Source organism: Paraburkholderia phenazinium, from assembly GCF_900141745.1.
In the GTDB taxonomy this organism is placed as follows: Bacteria; Pseudomonadota; Gammaproteobacteria; order Burkholderiales; family Burkholderiaceae; genus Paraburkholderia; species Paraburkholderia phenazinium_B.
The window spans coordinates 3,562,886-3,580,635 of record NZ_FSRM01000002.1 but is presented as its reverse complement, the minus strand read 5'-3'; the positions used below and the strand labels follow the sequence as shown (position 1 = coordinate 3,580,635).

The following is a 17,750-nucleotide window of genomic DNA, read 5'->3' as shown; positions in this document are numbered from 1 at the left end:
GCAGTTTGAAGGAGTCTGTCTTCACCATGAAGTCCTCGTTCGCTGTTGGAAAACTGTTCTCCGACCGGCAGTTGAATTTTCTGCTGATCGTCAACGTGCTTGTCGTGCTGGTGGCCACAGGCCTGTCGCACGGCCAGTTCGTGGACATCGACAATCTGCAGTCGATGGGCAGCCAGTTGCCCGAGCTCGGTCTGCTCGCGCTCGGCATCATGCTCTCGATGATCTCCGGCAACGGCGGTATCGACCTGTCGGGCGTCGGCCTCGCCAATCTGTCGGGCATGGTTGCCGCGCTGGCGTTGCCGAAGCTCATCAGCAGCGATGCCTCGCCTGTCGCCTACACAGCGGTCTTCTGTGCGATCACGGTCGTCATGGGACTGCTCGGCGGCCTGCTGAACGGCATCGTGATTGCGAAGCTGCGGCTCACCCCCATTCTTTGCACGCTCGGCACCCAGTTGCTGTTCACCGGCATTGCGGTCGTGTTGAGCAACGGCGCCTCGGTGCCGGTCGAGTATGTCGATCAGCTCTCGGATATCGGTAACGGCACGTGGTTCCAGGTGCCGGTCTCGTTCGTCATCTTCATCGCGGCAATCATCGTGCTCGGCTGGCTGCTTAAGCGCAGTCCGTTCGGCCTGCGGCTGTATCTGATGGGCACCAACCCCAAGGCCGCTTTCTACGCCGGGATTCCGCGCGACCGCATGCTGATCGTGACTTACACGATGTGCGGCGTGCTGGCATCCCTGGCCGGCCTGATCAGTGCCACACATACGTCGAGCGCGAAGTGGGACTACGGCAATTCGTATCTGCTGATCTCGATCCTGATCGCGGTGATGGGCGGCGTGAATCCCGCTGGCGGCCGCGGCCGCATTATCTCCGTGTTTTTCGCGGCGACGGTGCTGCAGTTCCTCGCGAGCCTTTTCAATCTGCTGGGCGTGTCGCAATTCTTCGGCGACTGCGCATGGGGTTTTCTGTTGCTGCTGTCGCTGGCGTTTGGTGGCGGCGAGCGGGTCAGCGCGATCTTCGGCTTCACGCGATCCGATCCGTCCACGCGGCGTTAGTGAGCTCAGCGTGAGCATCGGCACATAGGCAAGGTTTAGTACACGGCGTACATCGGGGCCCTGGATGTCCGCAACCGTGAAGCAGGGCGACATCGAAAGAAAAATGGAGACTTGGTATGAAATTGACTCGATTGAGCGCCGCGATCGCCGCGGGTGTCCTCACGGTAGGCGTGATCGCTGCAGCGCAGGCGGCGAATAATGTCACGATCGTGACAGTGGTGAAGGTGACCGGCATCAACTGGTTCAACCGGATGGACGAAGGCGTCAAGGAGTTCGCGAAAGACAACCCCGGTGTCACGGCCTATCAGACCGGCCCGGGCCAGGCGGACGCAGCACAGCAACTAAAGATCATTGAAGACCTGGTCGCCAAGAAGGTCGATGCCCTGGCAGTGGTGCCGTACGATCCGCCGACGCTCGAACCCGTGCTGAAGAAGGCGATGGACCGCGGCATCAAGGTGGTCACGCACGAGGCCGACAATGAAAAGAACACCATGGTCGACATCGAAGCATTCGATAACACGGCCTATGGCGCCAACCTGAACGAACACCTGGCCTCGTGCATGCACGACGAAGGCAAATGGGCCGTGCTGGTGGGCTCGCTCGGCAGCCGCTCGCAGGTGCAGTGGGCCGACGGCGGGATCGGCAACGCGAAGGCCAAGTATCCGAAGATGGATCTGGTCGAGCCGAAGCTCGAAACCAATAACGACGGCGAGCGCGCCTATGAAGTCGCGAAGGAAGTGCTGCGCAAGCATCCCGACCTGAAGGGCTTCCAGGGTTCGTCGTCGCTGGACGTGATCGGCATTGGCCGCGCCGTTGAAGAAGCGGGTCTGCAGGGCAAGATTTGCGTGTACGGCACGGGTCTGCCGGGTGAGGCGGGCAAGTTCCTGGAAAGCGGCGCCATCAACGGTATTTCGTTCTGGGATCCGAAGCTTGCTGGCATTGCGATGAACAAGATCGCATTGATGCTGATCCACGGCCAGACCGTGCATGACGGCGACAACCTCGGCATTCCGGGCTACACGAAGGTGACCGTGACCAAGGGTCCGGGCAAGGGCATCATCGTGCGCGGCCAGGGTTGGGTTGACGTGGACAAGTCGAACTACAAGAACTACTCGTTCTAAGCTTGTAGATTCCTCTGTAACGGTGTGCCCGCGCGTGAGTTCCACGTGCGGGTGCATTTCTTAAGTTTGCGATTGGAATATGAATTCAGACGCTGCTTCCGTGCCGTTCCTGCAGGTTGTTGGCGTGCACAAGCGCTTTACCGGCGTGCACGCATTGCGTGGCGTGAGCCTGTCGTTCCAGCGTGGGCAGATCTATCATCTGCTTGGCGAGAACGGCTGCGGCAAGAGCACGTTGATCAAGATTATCTCGGGCGCGCAGCCGCCCGATGAAGGCGAGCTCATTATCGAGGGCGTGTCGCATGCGCGCCTTTCGGCGCTCGAATCGCTCGCGGCGGGGATCGAGACGGTGTACCAGGATCTCTCCCTGCTGCCGAACATGAGCGTGGTCGAAAACGTCGCGTTGACCTCGGAGCTAGCCACGCATAACGGCCGTCTGGCCCGCACCTTCGACCGGCGCGCGCTGGCGAAGACGGCAGCGCGCGCGCTCGAGTCGGTCGGTCTGCCGGGCGATGCGGATTTCCAGGCAACCCTGATCGAACAGCTGCCGCTCGCGACGCGCCAGCTCGTGGCCATTGCTCGCGCCATCGCGAGCGAGGCAAAGTTCGTCATCATGGACGAGCCTACGACTTCGTTGACGCAAAAGGAAGTCGATAACCTGATTGCAGTGCTAACCAATCTGCGTGCGCAGGGTGTGACGGTTCTGTTCGTCAGCCACAAGCTCGACGAATGCTATGCAATCGGCGGTGAAGTGATCGTGCTGCGCGACGGCCAGACCATGGCGCAAGGGCCGATCACGAACTACACCAAGGCGCAGATCAGCGAATTGATGACGGGCCGGCATCTGTCGAGCGAGCGTTACCGCGAAGGCGGTTTTGGTGCAGAGGTCGTGCTCGATGTGAGCGGTCTTACCCGCACGGGGCAATTTGCCGATGTGTCGTTTGCACTTCATCGCGGCGAGATTCTCGGCGTGACGGGGCTGCTGGATTCGGGACGCAACGAACTGGCGCGCGCCCTGGCCGGCGTGGCGCCTGCGCAGCATGGCGAGGTCGTGCTCGACGGCAAACGCATTACATTGCGTACTCCTTCGGAGGCGAAAGATCACCGTATCGGCTACGTGCCGGAAGACCGCCTGAATGAAGGGCTCTTTCTCGACAAGCCGATTCGCGACAATGTGATCACCGCGATGATTTCCGGCCTGCGCGACCGCTTCGGCCAGATCGACCGCGCCCGGGCGCAGGCGCTCGCCGTGGAGACCGTCAAGGAATTGCAGATTGCCACGCCCGATGTCGACAAGCCTGTGCAGTCGCTCTCGGGCGGTAACCAGCAACGCGTGCTGATTGGCCGCTGGCTCGCCATCGATCCGCGCGTGCTAATCCTGCACGGCCCGACCGTCGGCGTGGACGTCGGCTCCAAGGACATCATCTACCGCATCATGCAGCGGCTGTCGCAGCGCGGCATTGGCATTATCCTGATCAGCGACGACCTGCCCGAACTGCTGCAGAACTGCGACCGCATCCTGATGATGAAGAAGGGACGCGTCGCGAACGAATACCAGGCCGACCAGATGAAAGAAGCCGATCTGTACCACGCGCTGCTGTCGGAAGCCGCTTAAAGGACGTTAGGGACGTTACACGCATGAACCCGCGCATGAACCAGACCATGACCACACCATCCGTCGTCGAAATTGCCCCGCAGGTCAAACCGCTTGGCTTGCGGGCCAAACTGGCGCGTAACCCTGAGTGGTTCACCTTCGGGCTGATTGTGGTGATGTGCGTCGTCGTGGGCGCGATCAATCCGCGCTTCTTCCAGTTTGCGACGCTATTCGACACGTTGCATTCGGCGACCACGGTCTCGCTGTTTGCGCTGGGCACGCTGGTCGTGCTGGCCTCGGGTGGCATCGACGTGTCGTTCACGGCAATTGGTGCGCTGACGATGTATGGGATCACCAAGGCTGTGTTTGCGTGGTGGCCCGATGAGCCGTTTGCGTTGATCCTGATCACCGGCGCGGTGGGCGGCACGCTACTTGGCCTGATCAACGGCATGCTCGTGCACCGGCTCAAAGCGCCTTCGCTGATCGTGACGATCGGCACGCAATATCTGTATCGCGGCATCCTGCTGACTTTCATCGGCACGACGTTCTTCATGAACATCCCGCACAGCATGGATCGCTTTGGGCGCATTCCGCTGTTTTTCTATCAGACGGCGGACGGTTTGCGCGCAGTGCTGCCGGTTTCGGTGCTGGCGCTGGTGCTGGCGGCCGTAGTGACCTGGTGGCTGCTGAACCGGACCATGATGGGCCGCGGTGTCTATGCGATGGGTGGCAGCCTCGCGATTGCGGAGCGCCTCGGCTACAACGTACGCGCGATCCACCTGTTCGTGTTTGGTTATACGGGCATGCTGGCGGGCATCGCGGGGATCTTGCACGTGTCGAATAACCGGCTCGCGAACCCATTCGACCTGGTCGGCTCCGAGCTCGATGTGATCGCCGCGGTGATTCTCGGCGGCGCACGCATTACCGGCGGCACGGGCACCGTGGTCGGCACGCTGCTCGGCGTCGTGCTGGTCACGCTGATCAACAACGTACTGATCCTCGTCGGCGTGCCCAGCACGTGGCAAAAAGTGATCATCGGCGCCTTCATTCTGATCGCCGGCACACTGTTCGCCCTGCAGCGAAAGTCCTGAGCGTTAAAACGCGTGCTGCAACGCCAGATCGAAACCGATCACCACGAGCGAGCAACCGATACCCGTTAGAACATTGGCGACCCGGTGCTCGAAGTCCGGGTGGCGGGTGATGCCCGCACAGGCCAGAAACACCACTTCGACGAAAATCTGCAGGCCCACGAACGTCAGCATGAGCAGGAATTCATAGCCCATGTACTTGAAGTTCGCGAAGTTCATGCCGTAATCGTAGATCCATCGCCCGACCCGGTACGCCTCGTAGGCAAGCAGCAGGATCGGAAAGAGATAGCTGGTCACGTAGGTGGGTACCGTTGCGTGGCGTAGCTCGAGATGAAAGTGATGAGAGTGGTGAGCAGTCTGCATGTCTCCTCCTGTTCGCGTCAGTCTCGGACCAATGCTAAAAAGTTTGACTGAGGTTCTGCAGAAAGGTGCGATCGCAAAGGTTGCTGTACCTGCGCGACGGGCTTTTTGTCCTGCCACATAGTGGGTCGGTAAAAGTGACCCGTCGCGGAAGGCCGACTCGCCCCCGCTTCACGTTGCGTATGCGCAACAGATATTTTCCTGGCAGATCTTACGAACTGACCTCTTCGTGCTCGAGTGATTGCACCTTTCGCAGGGCCGGAAACAACCTCATCCAGAGCAGGGCAACCGCGATGGTGGCGACGCCTCCCACCAGCACGGCAGGTTGCGCACCCCACCATCCGGCGGTCAACCCGGACTCGAATTCGCCAAGCTGATTCGATGAGCCGATAAACAGCGCGTTGACCGCGCTCACGCGTCCAAGCATCCCGTCCGGTGTGCGTAGTTGCACTAAGGAGCTGCGCACGACCACGCTGATCACGTCCGATGCACCGAGCGCCGCCAGCGCGAGCCACGAGAGCAGAAATTGATGCGAGAGGCCGAACACGATGGTCGCCACGCCGAACGCAATCACGCCGCCGAACATGGCCGCCCCTGGCCGATTACGCAGTGGAAAATGCGCGAGCCAGATGGTGCCGCTCAACGCCCCGATGGCGGACGCCGAGCGCAACAGACCGAGTCCGAGCGGTCCGGCATGCAGGATGTCGCGCGCGAAGATCGGCAGCAGCGCGGTCGCACCGCCAAACAGGACCGCGAATAAATCGAGAGACAGCGCGCCGAGAATGACTGGTTGCTGGCGGATAAAAGCGATGCCTGAAAAGACGGACTCGAGAGTGACGGGTGCGCGCGTGGGTGGCTTCGCCTGCAATGGAATACCCCAGACCATCGCCGCCGCCAATGCAAACGTGAACGTACAGACGATGTACGCAAACCCAGGGCCAACGCCATACAGCAGGCCGCCCAACGCCGGGCCGACGATTTGCGCGGTCTGGCCGGCCGAGGTTGCCCATGCGGTCGCCTGGGGCAGTTGGGCGCGAGGCACGACACCCGGCAACAGCGAAGACACCGCGGGTGATTCGAAGGCGCGCGCCGCGCCGACGCAAGCAGCGAGCGCATAGATAACAGGTGCGCCCAGCCATCCGCCAAAGGTGCCCGACACAAACAGCAACGCAGCAGCGGCTTCGATGCTTTGACAGACGGCGGCGATGCGCCGGCGGTCGTAGCGGTCGGCGACGTGGCCGACCACGAGGGTTAGCGTGAACATCGGCAGAAATTGCGCAAGACCGAGCAGGCCAAGCGCGAAGGCGCTATGTGTGATGGCATAGATGTGCCAGCCCATGGCAACTGCCAACATCTGGAAGGAAAGCGAAGAAAGTACGCGGGTGCACCAGAAGCGCTGAAAGGGCCTGCTGCGCGGCAAGCTTTGCAGCGTAGCGCCGGTTGTCGCGGCGCGTGATTCGCTGGAGGGAGTGGAGTTCGAATCTGCGGGGGGCTCTGCGGGCTGAGGGTTCATTGATTGCGAAGTCGGTTGCGGATCCGACGCCATGCATGCGCCGCCGCATTGCTAAAAAGCCGCCAAGTTTAGTGCAAGTCCGACGATCCCGCTCGCGCTCATCGTGCAGCAATCGGACGATAACGTTTGCGCCTCGCTTCGGCTTTCGCGCGGATCGCCCGCCGGTAAGGCAATTCAGTAAGTTACCCAGAAAGATTAGATAGGACTCACACGTAAATTTGAGTTCATGAGAGTCTAGTTTGTCGTGCTGAAGCACGGATATATGGCGTGCCCAGTGCGGCGATTTCTTCTCTTATCGCTCAATTGGGGTTACAAAATGGATCGACTCAATCCTGCAGTATTAATTTCCGAATCGCACAACGGACGGGCCGCCGACTCGGTAGATTTGAACCTGCCGGTGAAAAAAACCGAAAGAATGCCGTTTACCATTCGAATCGTCGCGGACGAAGAATCCCTTCAAAAAGCTATCGAAATGCGCCAAATGGCTTACAGCAGGCATCTGCCTGACTTCGCCCGCCAAATGACGATAGAAATAGGCGATTACGCGGCCGGCACGGCCGTGCTTCTCGCGGAATCGAAGCTGGACGGCGGCCCGCTCGGGACCATGCGCATCCAGACCAACCAGTTTGCACCACTGGCGGTCGAGCAATCAGTTGAATTGCCGGACTGGTTGCAGGGTACCCGCATGGCGGAGGCGACCCGGCTGGGAGTGGCCGGCGGGGTAATGGGACGGATGGTAAAGATCGGGTTGTGCAAGGCATTGTTTTTATATTGCCAGCAACAGCAGATCGACTGGATGGTGATTACTGCGCGCACTCCATTGGATCGCGAATACGAAGCCATGCTTTTCGACGACGTTTTCGCCAAAAATCAGTTTTTGCCAATGGCGCATGTAGGCGGATTACCTCACCGGGTTTTGGCCAAGCCCGTGGCGGTAGCTCGCCAGCGATGGGCGGCGGTTCAGCACCCGCTGTTCCAGTACGTGTTTGAAACACACCACCCGGACATCGATTTATCCCCGGTAGATTTATCTTTTGCGCGAGAAACGGTAGGATGCCTGGAGGCTTCGCAAATTGCTCAAAGTAGCTAAAACAACATAGTCCGGCCATCCGGCAGGCCAACTAATGGAGTGTGGCGATGGCAGAGCCATTCAGGCTCTGTCATTGCCCAAATAGAAGCGCTGCCGCACTAGGGGAATTCCAGGTATGGAATTGGCGACTTTCTTCTCGCGATCGAGGTACATGCGTGCGGGGTCGTTCATCGACTGGCTGCTGTTCGCATTCTCGGTGTATCTCGTGCCGGGACTCATCGCGGCCGCGACGGTCGTCGCCTTTCTTTGGGCGCCACGACAATTCGAGTCGAACGGCTCGCTTGTTGTGAATCTTCATGTCCTCCCTGACAAGACCAGTTCGCTTACGCCGGCCGAGGCGCTGCAAGCCCTGAGCGGGCAATTGCAGGCGCCTTCTACGCGGCGCTACAGCACGCGGCTCGCCGAAACTCCTTTCTGGTTTTTGTTCGACGTACCCGTCATCAAATCGGGGCAGCCCACGCTGATTGAATTTCCGTCTCGTCACGCACAGACAATCGCGTGCTGGAACGCATCGACTTTGGCGCCGCTTGGGCAAGGTGATCGCCGGGGTGTCAGCGGCAAGATCAGCCCGATCAAGGCGGGGTTCGAGCTCGCCGTCGACGCGCCGGTGTCTGCCCCAAGTGCTGTCTTGTGCCGCGGGACATTTTCGGGTCCTGCGTATCTGAACGCACTTGCCTGGAGCGCGCACGACCTCGATCGTTCAGCGCTCGACTTCCAGGAAAACTCGGCTTTGATCGCGGGCGGTCTGTTGACGCTGGCTGTGTTCGTCTTCGTGACCGCGCTGATCAATCGTGAATGGACGTATGTGATTTTCGCGGCCTGGCTCGTCGGCAATCTGCGGCTCTGTGCGAATGCGATGGGCTGGGACATGGAATGGATCGGCCGCATCATTCCGCCCGATCACATGCAGTTGCTGCGTCAGGCCACCTTCGCCGTGTACTACATGCTCACGGTAGCTTTATTCGGCCAACTGTTCCGCCGCGAGCTGAAAGGAGAAGGCTTTCGCTGGATGCTGCGGATCGTGCAATACAACGGTCTTCTGATGCTCGTGGCAGCCGCCACGTTGCGCTATGCGCAGTTCATCCCGGTGCTGTGGGCGCTCAGCAGCCTGGGCATGGTCGTGCTGATTTTCCTGCTTGCGCGGCTGGTGTGGACAACGCGTTCGCGTACTGTGCTGTGGTACGTGGCGTCGATGGCGGTCGTACTGTTTTCGATCTTCTCCGAGGTGCTGGGTGCGGCGTTCGGCATCAAGCTGCTGTTTGGCGGCGTGAATCCCGTAATCGCAGCGCTGTCGTCGAGCATGATGGCTGCATTCGCGATTGCGGAGCAGATGCGCGCCGATCGCGAGCGCCGCCGCCGCATGCAGACGGAGTTGCGCAATACCTATGATGTTGCGCCGATCGGTCTCTTCACCCTGGATGAGAACGGACGTTTCGTGCGGGCCAATCCCGCGCTGCGTGCGATGCTCGATATGCGCAAGGGCGAATACAGGGACCGTCACTGGAAGGACTATTTCGAACCGGGCGCGTGGGGTTCATTGCAGGCGCTGGCGCAGAAGGGCAGTGAGGCCGAACTCGAACTGGGCGGCTCGCTCGAAACCGGCACGGCTGAGCGGCGCTATTCGCTCAAGGCCACGCATTCGAACGGCTGGATCGAAGCATCCTTGCAGGACGTGACGGAGCGCTCGAAGGCTATCGAGCGGCTGCATTTTCTCGCGGAGCACGATCCGCTAACCGCCTCGCTGAATCGCCGCGGAGTCGAGCGGGCCATCGCGGAACAAAGCGACGAAAACGCACCGTGGGCGCTCGCGTATATCGATCTTGACCGCTTCAAGCTCGTCAACGATCTGTTCGGTCACCGCGCCGGTGACGAGGTGCTCAAGCAGGTCGCAGCGCGTACCCGCTCGGTGGTGAGGTCCGATTATTCGGTGGGACGGATCGGTGGCGACGAGTTTATCTGTGTGATGAGCAATACGGGTATCGACGATGCGATCGAGCAATGCCGCGAGCTGGTCACCGTGCTCAGTGCCGCGCCGTATCAGGTAGGCAATTGCGCGTTTCAGGTCAAGGCGTCGATCGGACTGGTGGAGTGCTCGCACGGGGTACGCGTGCAGGACGCGCTATCCAACGCAGACGGTGCGTGCCGCGAGGCGAAGAACGTGGCACACGGGCATCTCGTCACGTATCGCAAGGGCGCGGCCGCCTTCGAGGAGCGCGCCAAGGAACTGATGCTGGTCGAGACGCTGGGTCAAAACCGCCTGCCGCCTGGTCTGTTCCTGGTGATGCAACCGATCATGTCGCTCGCCGCGCCGACCGCTTCGCTCGATTTCGAAGTGCTGCTTCGCTGGCGCGCGCCGGATGGTACGACGCTGCCGGCCGGCAAGGTGATCGTGGCGGCGGAAGAGTCCGGCAACATTGCGGCCATCGACAAATGGGTGCTTGCTACTGTGCTCGACTGGATCGAGACCAACCGGCATGCGTTGTCGAAGACGCGTTTTGTCTGCGTCAATCTGAGCGGCGGCTCGCTCAACGACGAGCAGTTCATGGAAGACATCTTTGCGCTGTTCGCACGCTATCGCCCGATTGTTCGCTACCTGTGCCTCGAAATCACCGAAAGCGTGGCGCTGCACGATCTTGAGAATACACAGCGCTTTATTGCCCGTGTCCACGATATGGGCGGCAAGATTGCGCTCGATGATTTCGGCGCAGGCTATACATCGTTCAAGTATCTGAAAGATCTCTCGGCCGACGCGTTGAAAATCGACGGCGAGTTCATTCGTACGATGTGCGCGCATCCTGCGGATACGGCGATTGTGGAGGCGATCGTCGCGCTTGCGCGAAACCTCGGCATGCGCAGCATTGCCGAGTGGGTGGAAGATGCCGATACGCTGCGCGCGCTGAAAGAGATCGGCGTGGACTACGTGCAGGGGTATGTTATCGCGAGACCGCAGGAAAGCGCTGCGATTCTGACTGCCGGTTCGGCCGCGAGCTTCATCGAAGATCCCGCCACTCAAGATTTCGTCAATAGCCTGCTCGAACCCGCGCCGCGTATCGAAGAAGAATATGAAATTCGCGTGCGAGCCGGCTTGCATTGAGCGGACTTGCATTGAGCGGGCACGCAAGTGTAGGGTAGGCGTCGGTTCCTTTGCAATTTGATCCATGGACGATCTTCAATACCAACCCGATGCGGGCGAGGGGCCGCCCTGGCTTGCCGTCGCCTGCGGGGAAACTGGCGTGGCCCAGTATCCGCCGGGACAAAGCAATCCACGCATCACCGAATACCATTGGCACACGAATATTCGCGGCTATGACGATAAAGCCTCATGGTGCTCGTCGTTCGTGAACTGGTGTCTGGCGCAACTTGACATCGCCGGGACCGGGTCGGCATTAGCCCGTTCGTGGCTTGAGTGGGGTGAGGCGCTCGGGCAACCGGCTTTAGGATGCGTTGCCGTACTGTATCGCGACGGGCCCGATAGCTGGAAAGGGCATGTTGGCTTTTTCTTGCGCGAGGATGCGCAAAACGTTTACCTGTGGGGCGGCAACCAGTTGGGTCGCGTCTGCGAAAACGCCTATCCGCGTGAGTCGGTGTTGGGTTATCGCTGGCCAGCGGGCGGTGTCTTTAGATAATATGGGCCGCTGCAAATAATCAGGAAACCGTATCGATGTCGATTGAAGTACGAGAAGCGAATCTCGAAGACGCCGAGGCGATCGCGACGGTCCACGTGGCGACATGGCAGGCCGCTTACATCGGAATCATTCCGGAGCACTTTCTAAACGAGCTGACCGTCGCAGGGCGCACCGCTGGATGGCAGAAGGCGCTTGGAAATGGGCGCATCCGCGTGTTGCTTGCGCACACCGGCCACGTGCTCGTCGGCTGGATCGCGTTTGGCCGTAGCCGCGATGAGGACAAGGACAGTCAATGGGCCGAAGTGGAAGCCTTCTATGTGTTGCCGTCGTGGTGGGGCAAAGGAGTGGGCCGGCGCTTGAGCGATGCAGTAAAGATGCAGTTGCGAGACGCGGGATATAAGCACGTGGCGCTTTGGGTATTGGCGGAGAATCATCGCGCGATAGCGGCTTATCGAAAGCTGGGCTTTGTTCATGATGGTTCGAGCAAGTCAACGCAAATCGGTGGTGCGTCGCTTGTTGAACTTCGTTACCATCGCGCTTTGGCTGACTGATCGAATGAATGAACAATCGCATGAGCCGTCCTTTGTCAAAGCCTGATCAATTCAACACGCATATAGAAGGTCCGAAAGACAATGTGCAAGCTGCGTGTGAAGCCATCTTGCGCAGCGTGCCGGAATGGTTCGGAATCGAAGAATCTTTGGTGCAGTATGTCCGTGACACGGCAACGCTGCCTACCTTTGTACTCCACGAAGCAGACAGGATTATCGGCTTCTTGACGTTACGCGAGCATTTCCCGCAAGCTTGGGAAATTCACTGTGTAGCTGTGCACGCTGACGCGAGAGGCAAGGGCCACGGCAAGCAGCTTTTGAAGCATGTCGAGCATTGGCTTGCCGAGCGCGGCGCGCGCTTTTTGCAGGTGAAGACAATCGCGGCCACTAGCGCAAATCCTCACTATGCATTGACGCGCGGCTTTTACGAACGGCAGGGTTTTATGTCCATCGAAGTGTTCCCCGAGCTTTGGGCGCCGAGTAATCCCTGCCTGCAAATGCTCAAGGTGATTGACGCGTAAGGGCAACCCACGCGATGCGCCGGCCAGCTCCCGCCGTTAAACACCACAAGCGCCACGCTGTTTGAATGTTCCGATTGCCAACAAGGGAATACGCACAATGACGGTCGCAGACGAACTCAGCCTGCTAATGCAGAACCACGACGACGAACCCGAAGCTGCCGCCGGCCAGCTTAGGCACATCGCTCAGTCGCCAGTGCCTGCCGATCAGCTAGGGCGCTTCTCGTGGCTGTGCGTTCACGTGATTGGCGAAAAATATCAACGCTGGAGCGAGGCGTACGAGCTGATTGTCAAAGCATCCTCGGCTCATGAAACCATACCCCTCGCCGCATTGCGCAATGCGGCGGTGGCGGCACATCTCAGCGGCGATCTTCTGACCGGCCTCAAGTTGGAGCGCCGGATGACACAGCACGGATTGCGACCGGATCAGGCCACGATGGTCGTGCGCGCAGCAGCGCTCAGCTTCTTGGCGATACGCGAGCGCGCGGTCGACGCAGCCATTGCCTTGCAGACCGTAGTGGCAGCGGTCAGACAATGGGACGAAACAAAGGATGCCGACGCGCTCGTGGCGGCAAGCCTGAACAACATCGTCTCCGCGCTGCTCGAACTGGATGATGAAACGCTAGCGCAGTCTCAGGTTCGAGAGGCGATGAAAGACGGAGCGTTTGCCGCGCGCGAGCTTTGGCATCGCGCGGGAACGTGGGTCAATCACGAGCGGGCGGATTACCTCTGTGCGCTGGTATTCAATCGTCTTGGCGAATTCGCAAAGGCACTTGAAGCGGCGGAGCGCGGCAGGCAGCTGATTGAAACCCATGGCAGCGAAGACGTCGATCTTGCCTTTCTGATGCTTGAGTCGGCGCAAGCGCTTTTCGGACTTGAGCGGCGAGAGGAGGGTGCGGGGTGGCTTCGGCAAGCGGCTGCGATAGCGGAAGGTTGGGACGACGAGTCGCTGAAGGACTGGTTCGCCGGCAAAGCTAAGCCGCTATACAGCATGCTCGGATGAGGGTAAGCGCTGCTCTCCATCCGCTTGCCGAGCGCTGGATTGTCGGCGGCGAAGTGCCGGACAGCGCGCTCTACGGTCTGCTGCGCAGCGATCGTTAGGCCTGCACACTGCTTCGCTTCTCATAGGCCGTCGAAATCTCAAGCGTCTAGTGGTTTGACGCGACCGGCTCGTGAGGTGCATGATCTGCAACCGGAGCTGCTTTAGACCGGCTTGACTTGACTGAACTGATCGGGAGAACTATGAGACCGTCCATCGTTCGCCTGGCCGTCGTAGCGGCTGGCAGCATCCTCGCCAGTGTTGCGCTAGCCCAGAGCAACAACGGCGCCATCATGCGTGTCGATTCACCGGTAGCGGTGTCCCCCGGCGCAGGCGCAGATAAGTCGGAAGCGCGCCAGCCCGGCAAGTTTTCGGGCATTGACTTGCGTGCGCCCGTGGATGTGACTTTTTCTACCGGCGCGAATACGTCCGTTACGGTTTCCGGTCCGGCCGATGTCGTGCCACTGGTGCTTACGACCGTGAAAGACAATGTATTGACTATCCAGCTTACGGATTCGGTGATGCTGAGGAGGCCGATCAAGGTGACGGTTACCGGTCCGTCGCTGCTTGCGGTGAGTCTGTCCGGTTCGGGATCGCTGAATGCTTCCGGTCTCAGCGGCGATTCTCTGAACCTCGACGTCTCCGGTTCTGGCTCGATCGTGGCATCGGGCCAGGTCGCCACGGTCAATGTCTCGATCAAAGGCTCGGGCGGAGTAGACGCGCGTTCGGTCCATGCGAAAACGCTAAATGCGAGTATGAGGGGCTCCGGCGATTTGCGAGGATATGCGGCGAACACGGCAATCGTCTCTCTAACGGGATCCGGTGACGTTCGGGTTGTTGGCAATCCACCAACGAAAATAGTGAACCGGACCGGCTCCGGGGATGTGCATTTCGAATAGCTATCGGGTAGTGCGGATCGCCTCCGCCGGACTACGCGGACAGACCGTCTCCACTCCTGCATATGGCCTTACAGGCGTAAGGTGTCTGTGGGTACCGCACTGCGGCGCTGCAGACTCAGCTGTGCGGTCCTCTACACTCCCATCCCCTGAATAACGTGCTCCAACACGTTCATTTCCTCCCATCGCATTAGCCTCAATTGCCTTAACCTGCGTTTGGGGCGTTCCGTCAGCAGTGGGCGCATCCGCACGACACGTGCGCGTTGAACCTGCTGCTAGCATATCGCTTTCCCTGACCTTACAGACGCTGACATCGGCAACCCCTATTCATGACTCCGGCATCGACGCTCGCGCCCTCCCATGCAGAAACCGTACAGTCCGCGGCTATGCTCTGTTCCACCGGGAAATTCGCCGAGGCGCTGGCATTGGTACAGCCTATCCTCGAAGCGCGTGCCAGCGTCGCCGTACCCGTACTCGTCGGAACACTTAGCGTCGCCGCAATCGCGGCGCACGGTCTGAACCGGTCCACCGAAGCGGAGACGTACTGGCGCGAGTCGATCGCGCTAAAGCCCGATTTCGCAGATGGCTATAACAACCTCGGCATGTTGCTGAAGGGGCTTGGCCGCCTGTCAGAAGCGGAGGCAATGTTCCGCAGCGTCGTGGCCATCCGCCCCGATCAGGCCCAGGCGTATAACAACCTTGGTGCAGTGCTGTGTGGTCTCAAGCGTCTGCCTGACGCAGAGGCGGCCTACCGGCAGGCGCTCGCCGTACGTCCCGATTACGCGGAGGCGCACTACAACCTGGGCATCGTCCTCTACGAACTGCGCCGTTTGCATGAGGCTGAGGCCGCTTACCGGCAATCGCTGGCGTTGCGGCCCGGTTCTGCCGAGACGCACAACAACCTGGGCAACGTGCTCAAGGAACTGGGCCGCTTTCCCGAGGCGGATCAGGCTTACCGTCAGGCGTTGACGATCCGCCCTCAGTATCCCGAGGCGCTCAATAACCTGGGCAGCGTGCTCAAGCTGCTCACGCGGCTATCCGAAGCGGAACTCGCCTGCCGGCTGGCCGTGACGATCCGTCCGGGCTACGCCGAGGCGCACAACAATCTCGGCACCGTAATGGCCGACCTCAAAAAGCTGCCCGAAGCCGAGGCGTGCTACCGGCAGGCGCTAGCGCTGCGTCCCGATTACGCGGAGGCGTGCTACAACCTTGGCATCGTGCTGCACGGGATGAATCGGCTCGCTGATGCGGAGGCGATTTATCGCGAGGCGCTGCACATCAATCCGAACGGTGTCGAAGCGCATAACAACCTGGGCAGTGTCCTCCAGGTACTCGAGCGCTGGTCGGAAGCTGCTGTTGCATACCAGCAGGCGATCGCGCTGCGTCCCAATGTCGTCGAGGCCCATTACAACCTTGGCAACGTCCGGAAGGAGCTCAATCGGCTAGAGGAAGCCGAAGCAGCATACCGGCAGGCGATCGCGATCCGCCCAGACTATGCCGATGCGAAATTCGCTCTCGCGACACTGCTGCTCAGCACCGGTGCGTTCGAAGAGGGCTGGCGGCTTTATGAGTCCCGCTATCAGAAGCCGGACTATATCCACCCGAAGACTGTCGCGATGTTGCCCTGTCAGCACTGGCGTGGCGATGATCTCGCCGGCAAGTCGTTGTTGATCTGGCAAGAGGATGGCCTCGGCGACATTCTGCAGTTCAGCCGCTATCTTCCGCTCCTCAAGGCGCGGGGCGCGGCCACGATTACGGTTGTCTGCATGGCCCCGCTGCACCGCCTGATGGCTGCCGTGGAGGGCGTCGATGCAGTGCTCGACCATCAAGGCGCGTTGCGGCTGGCGTCCGGATTCGACCGCTGGACCAGCCTGCTCAGTGCGCCGCTGCATCTGCATACCACCCCGGACACCATTCCGCCCGCCGGTCACCTGAAGCTCGCCGAGCCGCTTCTCGATCAGTGGCGCTCCCGGCTCGAGGCGCTGCCTGCAGGGCACAAGGTTGGGCTGGTGTGGAAAGGCAACCCGCGACATCACAATGACGCCAACCGGTCACTACCGTCGTTGACAACGCTGGCGCCGCTGTGGAGTTTGCCGGATGTCCAGTTCGTGAGCCTGCAGAAAGGACAGGCCGAAGACGAGGCGCAGTGTCCTCCAGATGGGCAGCCACTGCTGCATCTCGGCTCGGAAGTAGCGGATCTGGCCGATAGTGCTGCGATCATCGCGCAGCTCGATCTGGTGATCTGCGTCGATACGTCGATTGGTCACCTGGCTGCCTCGATGGGCAAGCCTTGCTGGATCATGCTGCCAGGGCACGGTATCGACTGGCGGTGGATGCATGAACGCAGCGACTCGCCGTGGTATCCGCACACGGTGCGACTGTTCCGGCAAGCGGCAAGCGAAAGCTGGCCCGCGGTGGTCGAGCGGGTTCGTGAAGCGTGTATGGTGGAATTCGCGGCGCCGCTTGCTTTGGAGAGCTGAGGATCGCTTACAGCACTGCGAGCCAACCCCCATCGACGTAAATGATCTGGCCATTCACGTAGCTCGATGCCGCTGACGAAAGATACACCGCGGTGCCGACGAGTTCCTCGGGCGTACCCCAGCGCTGAGACGGGTTGCTGCTTTTGACCCACGCATCGAACGCTGCGTTTTCCACCAGCGCCTTGTTCATATCGGTCAGGATATAGCCGGGCCCAATCGCATTGGCCTGGATGTTCGATGACGCCCACTCGGCGCTCATGGCCTTGGTGAGCATCTTGATGCCGCCTTTCGCTGCCGCGTACGCGCCCACGGTGGCACGCGCGTTCTCGCTGATAATCGAGCCGATGTTGACGATTTTGCCTCCCGCGCCACGCGCGATCATGCGTTTGGCGGCCTGCCTGGCGACAATGAAGGCGCTCGTGAGGTTGGTGTCGATCACACGCTGCCAGTCGCTCAGTTCCAGCTCTACGAGTGGTTTGCGAAACTGGATGCCGGCGTTATTGATCAGGATATCTATCTTTATACCGTCTGTGTCCCACTGCGCGAATGCGTCGGCCACAGCCTGTTCGTCAGTCACATCGAAGGCACGGCCATGGACGTCGAGGCCCTTGTCTTTGAGTCGCGTCACAGCTTGAGCGACCGTATCGGCGCGCGTGCCGTTCAATACGACGCGGGCTCCCGCGGCGGCAAGCCCTTCAGCGAGCGCGAAGCCGATGCCACGCGCCGAGCCGGTGACGAGGGCAGTGCGGCCGCTCAAATCAAATAGCTGAGTCATCTGGGTTTCCTTTTTGACGGGTATTCAGGAGTGAGCCGATGCAAATCTCC

At 60.3% G+C, this 17,750-nt stretch carries 15 protein-coding genes; 12 read left to right on the top strand and 3 right to left on the bottom strand.

Annotated elements, in window-relative coordinates:
* The first annotated feature begins 26 nt into the window (after positions 1–26).
* The 4 genes from BUS06_RS35910 to BUS06_RS35895 all read left to right on the top strand — a co-directional run bounded on the left by BUS06_RS35910 (position 27) and on the right by BUS06_RS35895 (position 4,858).
* The gene (locus BUS06_RS35910) at positions 27–1,055 is read left to right on the top strand and encodes an ABC transporter permease (protein WP_074268986.1); all 1,029 of its coding nucleotides are present in this window, start codon (positions 27–29) and stop codon (positions 1,053–1,055) included.
* Positions 1,056–1,171: 116 nt separating this feature from the next.
* Positions 1,172–2,176 carry a substrate-binding domain-containing protein gene (locus BUS06_RS35905; RefSeq protein ID WP_074268985.1) on the top strand — a complete coding sequence of 335 codons (1,005 nt, stop codon included), beginning with the start codon at positions 1,172–1,174 and terminating at the stop codon, positions 2,174–2,176.
* 79 nt (positions 2,177–2,255) lie between these two features.
* Positions 2,256–3,788, top strand: coding sequence for a sugar ABC transporter ATP-binding protein (locus BUS06_RS35900; RefSeq protein WP_074268984.1), 1,533 nt, complete (start codon positions 2,256–2,258; stop codon positions 3,786–3,788).
* A gap of 35 nt (positions 3,789–3,823) precedes the next feature.
* Complete coding sequence (locus BUS06_RS35895; protein ID WP_429285894.1) at positions 3,824–4,858, top strand: ABC transporter permease; 1,035 nt, start codon at positions 3,824–3,826, stop codon at positions 4,856–4,858.
* A gap of 3 nt (positions 4,859–4,861) precedes the next feature.
* Here BUS06_RS35895 and BUS06_RS35890 read toward each other — a convergent pair whose 3' ends face one another.
* Positions 4,862–5,218, bottom strand: a complete 357-nt coding sequence (locus BUS06_RS35890; RefSeq protein WP_074268982.1) for a hypothetical protein — start codon at positions 5,216–5,218, stop codon at positions 4,862–4,864.
* Between the two features lie 208 nt (positions 5,219–5,426).
* Positions 5,427–6,728, bottom strand: coding sequence for an MFS transporter (locus tag BUS06_RS35885; protein ID WP_083611815.1), 1,302 nt, complete (start codon positions 6,726–6,728; stop codon positions 5,427–5,429).
* 316 nt (positions 6,729–7,044) lie between these two features.
* On the opposite strand from BUS06_RS35885, the gene BUS06_RS35880 reads away from it, so the two are divergent.
* From BUS06_RS35880 to BUS06_RS35845, 8 genes are all read left to right on the top strand, one after another.
* A complete protein-coding gene (locus tag BUS06_RS35880) occupies positions 7,045–7,818 on the top strand; it encodes an N-acyl amino acid synthase FeeM domain-containing protein (protein WP_074269507.1) in 774 nt (257 codons plus the stop codon).
* A gap of 115 nt (positions 7,819–7,933) precedes the next feature.
* Positions 7,934–10,912, top strand: coding sequence for a putative bifunctional diguanylate cyclase/phosphodiesterase (locus BUS06_RS35875; RefSeq protein WP_074268981.1), 2,979 nt, complete (start codon positions 7,934–7,936; stop codon positions 10,910–10,912).
* Between the two features lie 64 nt (positions 10,913–10,976).
* Positions 10,977–11,444 (top strand): TIGR02594 family protein, encoded by a 468-nt coding sequence (locus tag BUS06_RS35870; protein WP_074268980.1) that lies wholly within the window; start codon positions 10,977–10,979, stop codon positions 11,442–11,444.
* A 35-nt stretch (positions 11,445–11,479) separates the two neighbouring features.
* Positions 11,480–11,995, top strand: a complete 516-nt coding sequence (locus tag BUS06_RS35865; RefSeq protein ID WP_074268979.1) for a GNAT family N-acetyltransferase — start codon at positions 11,480–11,482, stop codon at positions 11,993–11,995.
* 8 nt (positions 11,996–12,003) lie between these two features.
* Positions 12,004–12,513, top strand: coding sequence for a GNAT family N-acetyltransferase (locus BUS06_RS35860; RefSeq protein ID WP_083611746.1), 510 nt, complete (start codon positions 12,004–12,006; stop codon positions 12,511–12,513).
* Between the two features lie 97 nt (positions 12,514–12,610).
* Entirely contained in the window at positions 12,611–13,513 is a 903-nt protein-coding gene (locus BUS06_RS35855; protein WP_074268978.1) for a hypothetical protein, read from the top strand.
* Positions 13,514–13,752: 239 nt separating this feature from the next.
* Complete coding sequence (locus BUS06_RS35850) at positions 13,753–14,448, top strand: head GIN domain-containing protein (RefSeq protein WP_074268977.1); 696 nt, start codon at positions 13,753–13,755, stop codon at positions 14,446–14,448.
* A 326-nt stretch (positions 14,449–14,774) separates the two neighbouring features.
* The gene (locus tag BUS06_RS35845; protein WP_074268976.1) at positions 14,775–16,925 is read left to right on the top strand and encodes a tetratricopeptide repeat protein; all 2,151 of its coding nucleotides are present in this window, start codon (positions 14,775–14,777) and stop codon (positions 16,923–16,925) included.
* A 7-nt stretch (positions 16,926–16,932) separates the two neighbouring features.
* Here the strand turns inward: BUS06_RS35845 and BUS06_RS35840 are convergent, their stop codons facing one another.
* Entirely contained in the window at positions 16,933–17,700 is a 768-nt protein-coding gene (locus BUS06_RS35840; protein WP_074268975.1) for an SDR family oxidoreductase, read from the bottom strand.
* Positions 17,701–17,750: the final 50 nt, after the last annotated feature.

Coding starts and splice junctions, on each gene's coding strand:
- BUS06_RS35910 (WP_074268986.1), top strand. CDS start 27: ATGAAGTCCTCGTTCGCTGTTGGAAAACTGTTCTCCGACCGGCAGTTG.
- BUS06_RS35905 (WP_074268985.1), top strand. CDS start 1,172: ATGAAATTGACTCGATTGAGCGCCGCGATCGCCGCGGGTGTCCTCACG.
- BUS06_RS35900 (WP_074268984.1), top strand. CDS start 2,256: ATGAATTCAGACGCTGCTTCCGTGCCGTTCCTGCAGGTTGTTGGCGTG.
- BUS06_RS35895 (WP_429285894.1), top strand. CDS start 3,824: ATGAACCAGACCATGACCACACCATCCGTCGTCGAAATTGCCCCGCAG.
- BUS06_RS35890 (WP_074268982.1), bottom strand. CDS start 5,218: ATGCAGACTGCTCACCACTCTCATCACTTTCATCTCGAGCTACGCCAC.
- BUS06_RS35885 (WP_083611815.1), bottom strand. CDS start 6,728: ATGAACCCTCAGCCCGCAGAGCCCCCCGCAGATTCGAACTCCACTCCC.
- BUS06_RS35880 (WP_074269507.1), top strand. CDS start 7,045: ATGGATCGACTCAATCCTGCAGTATTAATTTCCGAATCGCACAACGGA.
- BUS06_RS35875 (WP_074268981.1), top strand. CDS start 7,934: ATGGAATTGGCGACTTTCTTCTCGCGATCGAGGTACATGCGTGCGGGG.
- BUS06_RS35870 (WP_074268980.1), top strand. CDS start 10,977: ATGGACGATCTTCAATACCAACCCGATGCGGGCGAGGGGCCGCCCTGG.
- BUS06_RS35865 (WP_074268979.1), top strand. CDS start 11,480: ATGTCGATTGAAGTACGAGAAGCGAATCTCGAAGACGCCGAGGCGATC.
- BUS06_RS35860 (WP_083611746.1), top strand. CDS start 12,004: ATGAACAATCGCATGAGCCGTCCTTTGTCAAAGCCTGATCAATTCAAC.
- BUS06_RS35855 (WP_074268978.1), top strand. CDS start 12,611: ATGACGGTCGCAGACGAACTCAGCCTGCTAATGCAGAACCACGACGAC.
- BUS06_RS35850 (WP_074268977.1), top strand. CDS start 13,753: ATGAGACCGTCCATCGTTCGCCTGGCCGTCGTAGCGGCTGGCAGCATC.
- BUS06_RS35845 (WP_074268976.1), top strand. CDS start 14,775: ATGACTCCGGCATCGACGCTCGCGCCCTCCCATGCAGAAACCGTACAG.
- BUS06_RS35840 (WP_074268975.1), bottom strand. CDS start 17,700: ATGACTCAGCTATTTGATTTGAGCGGCCGCACTGCCCTCGTCACCGGC.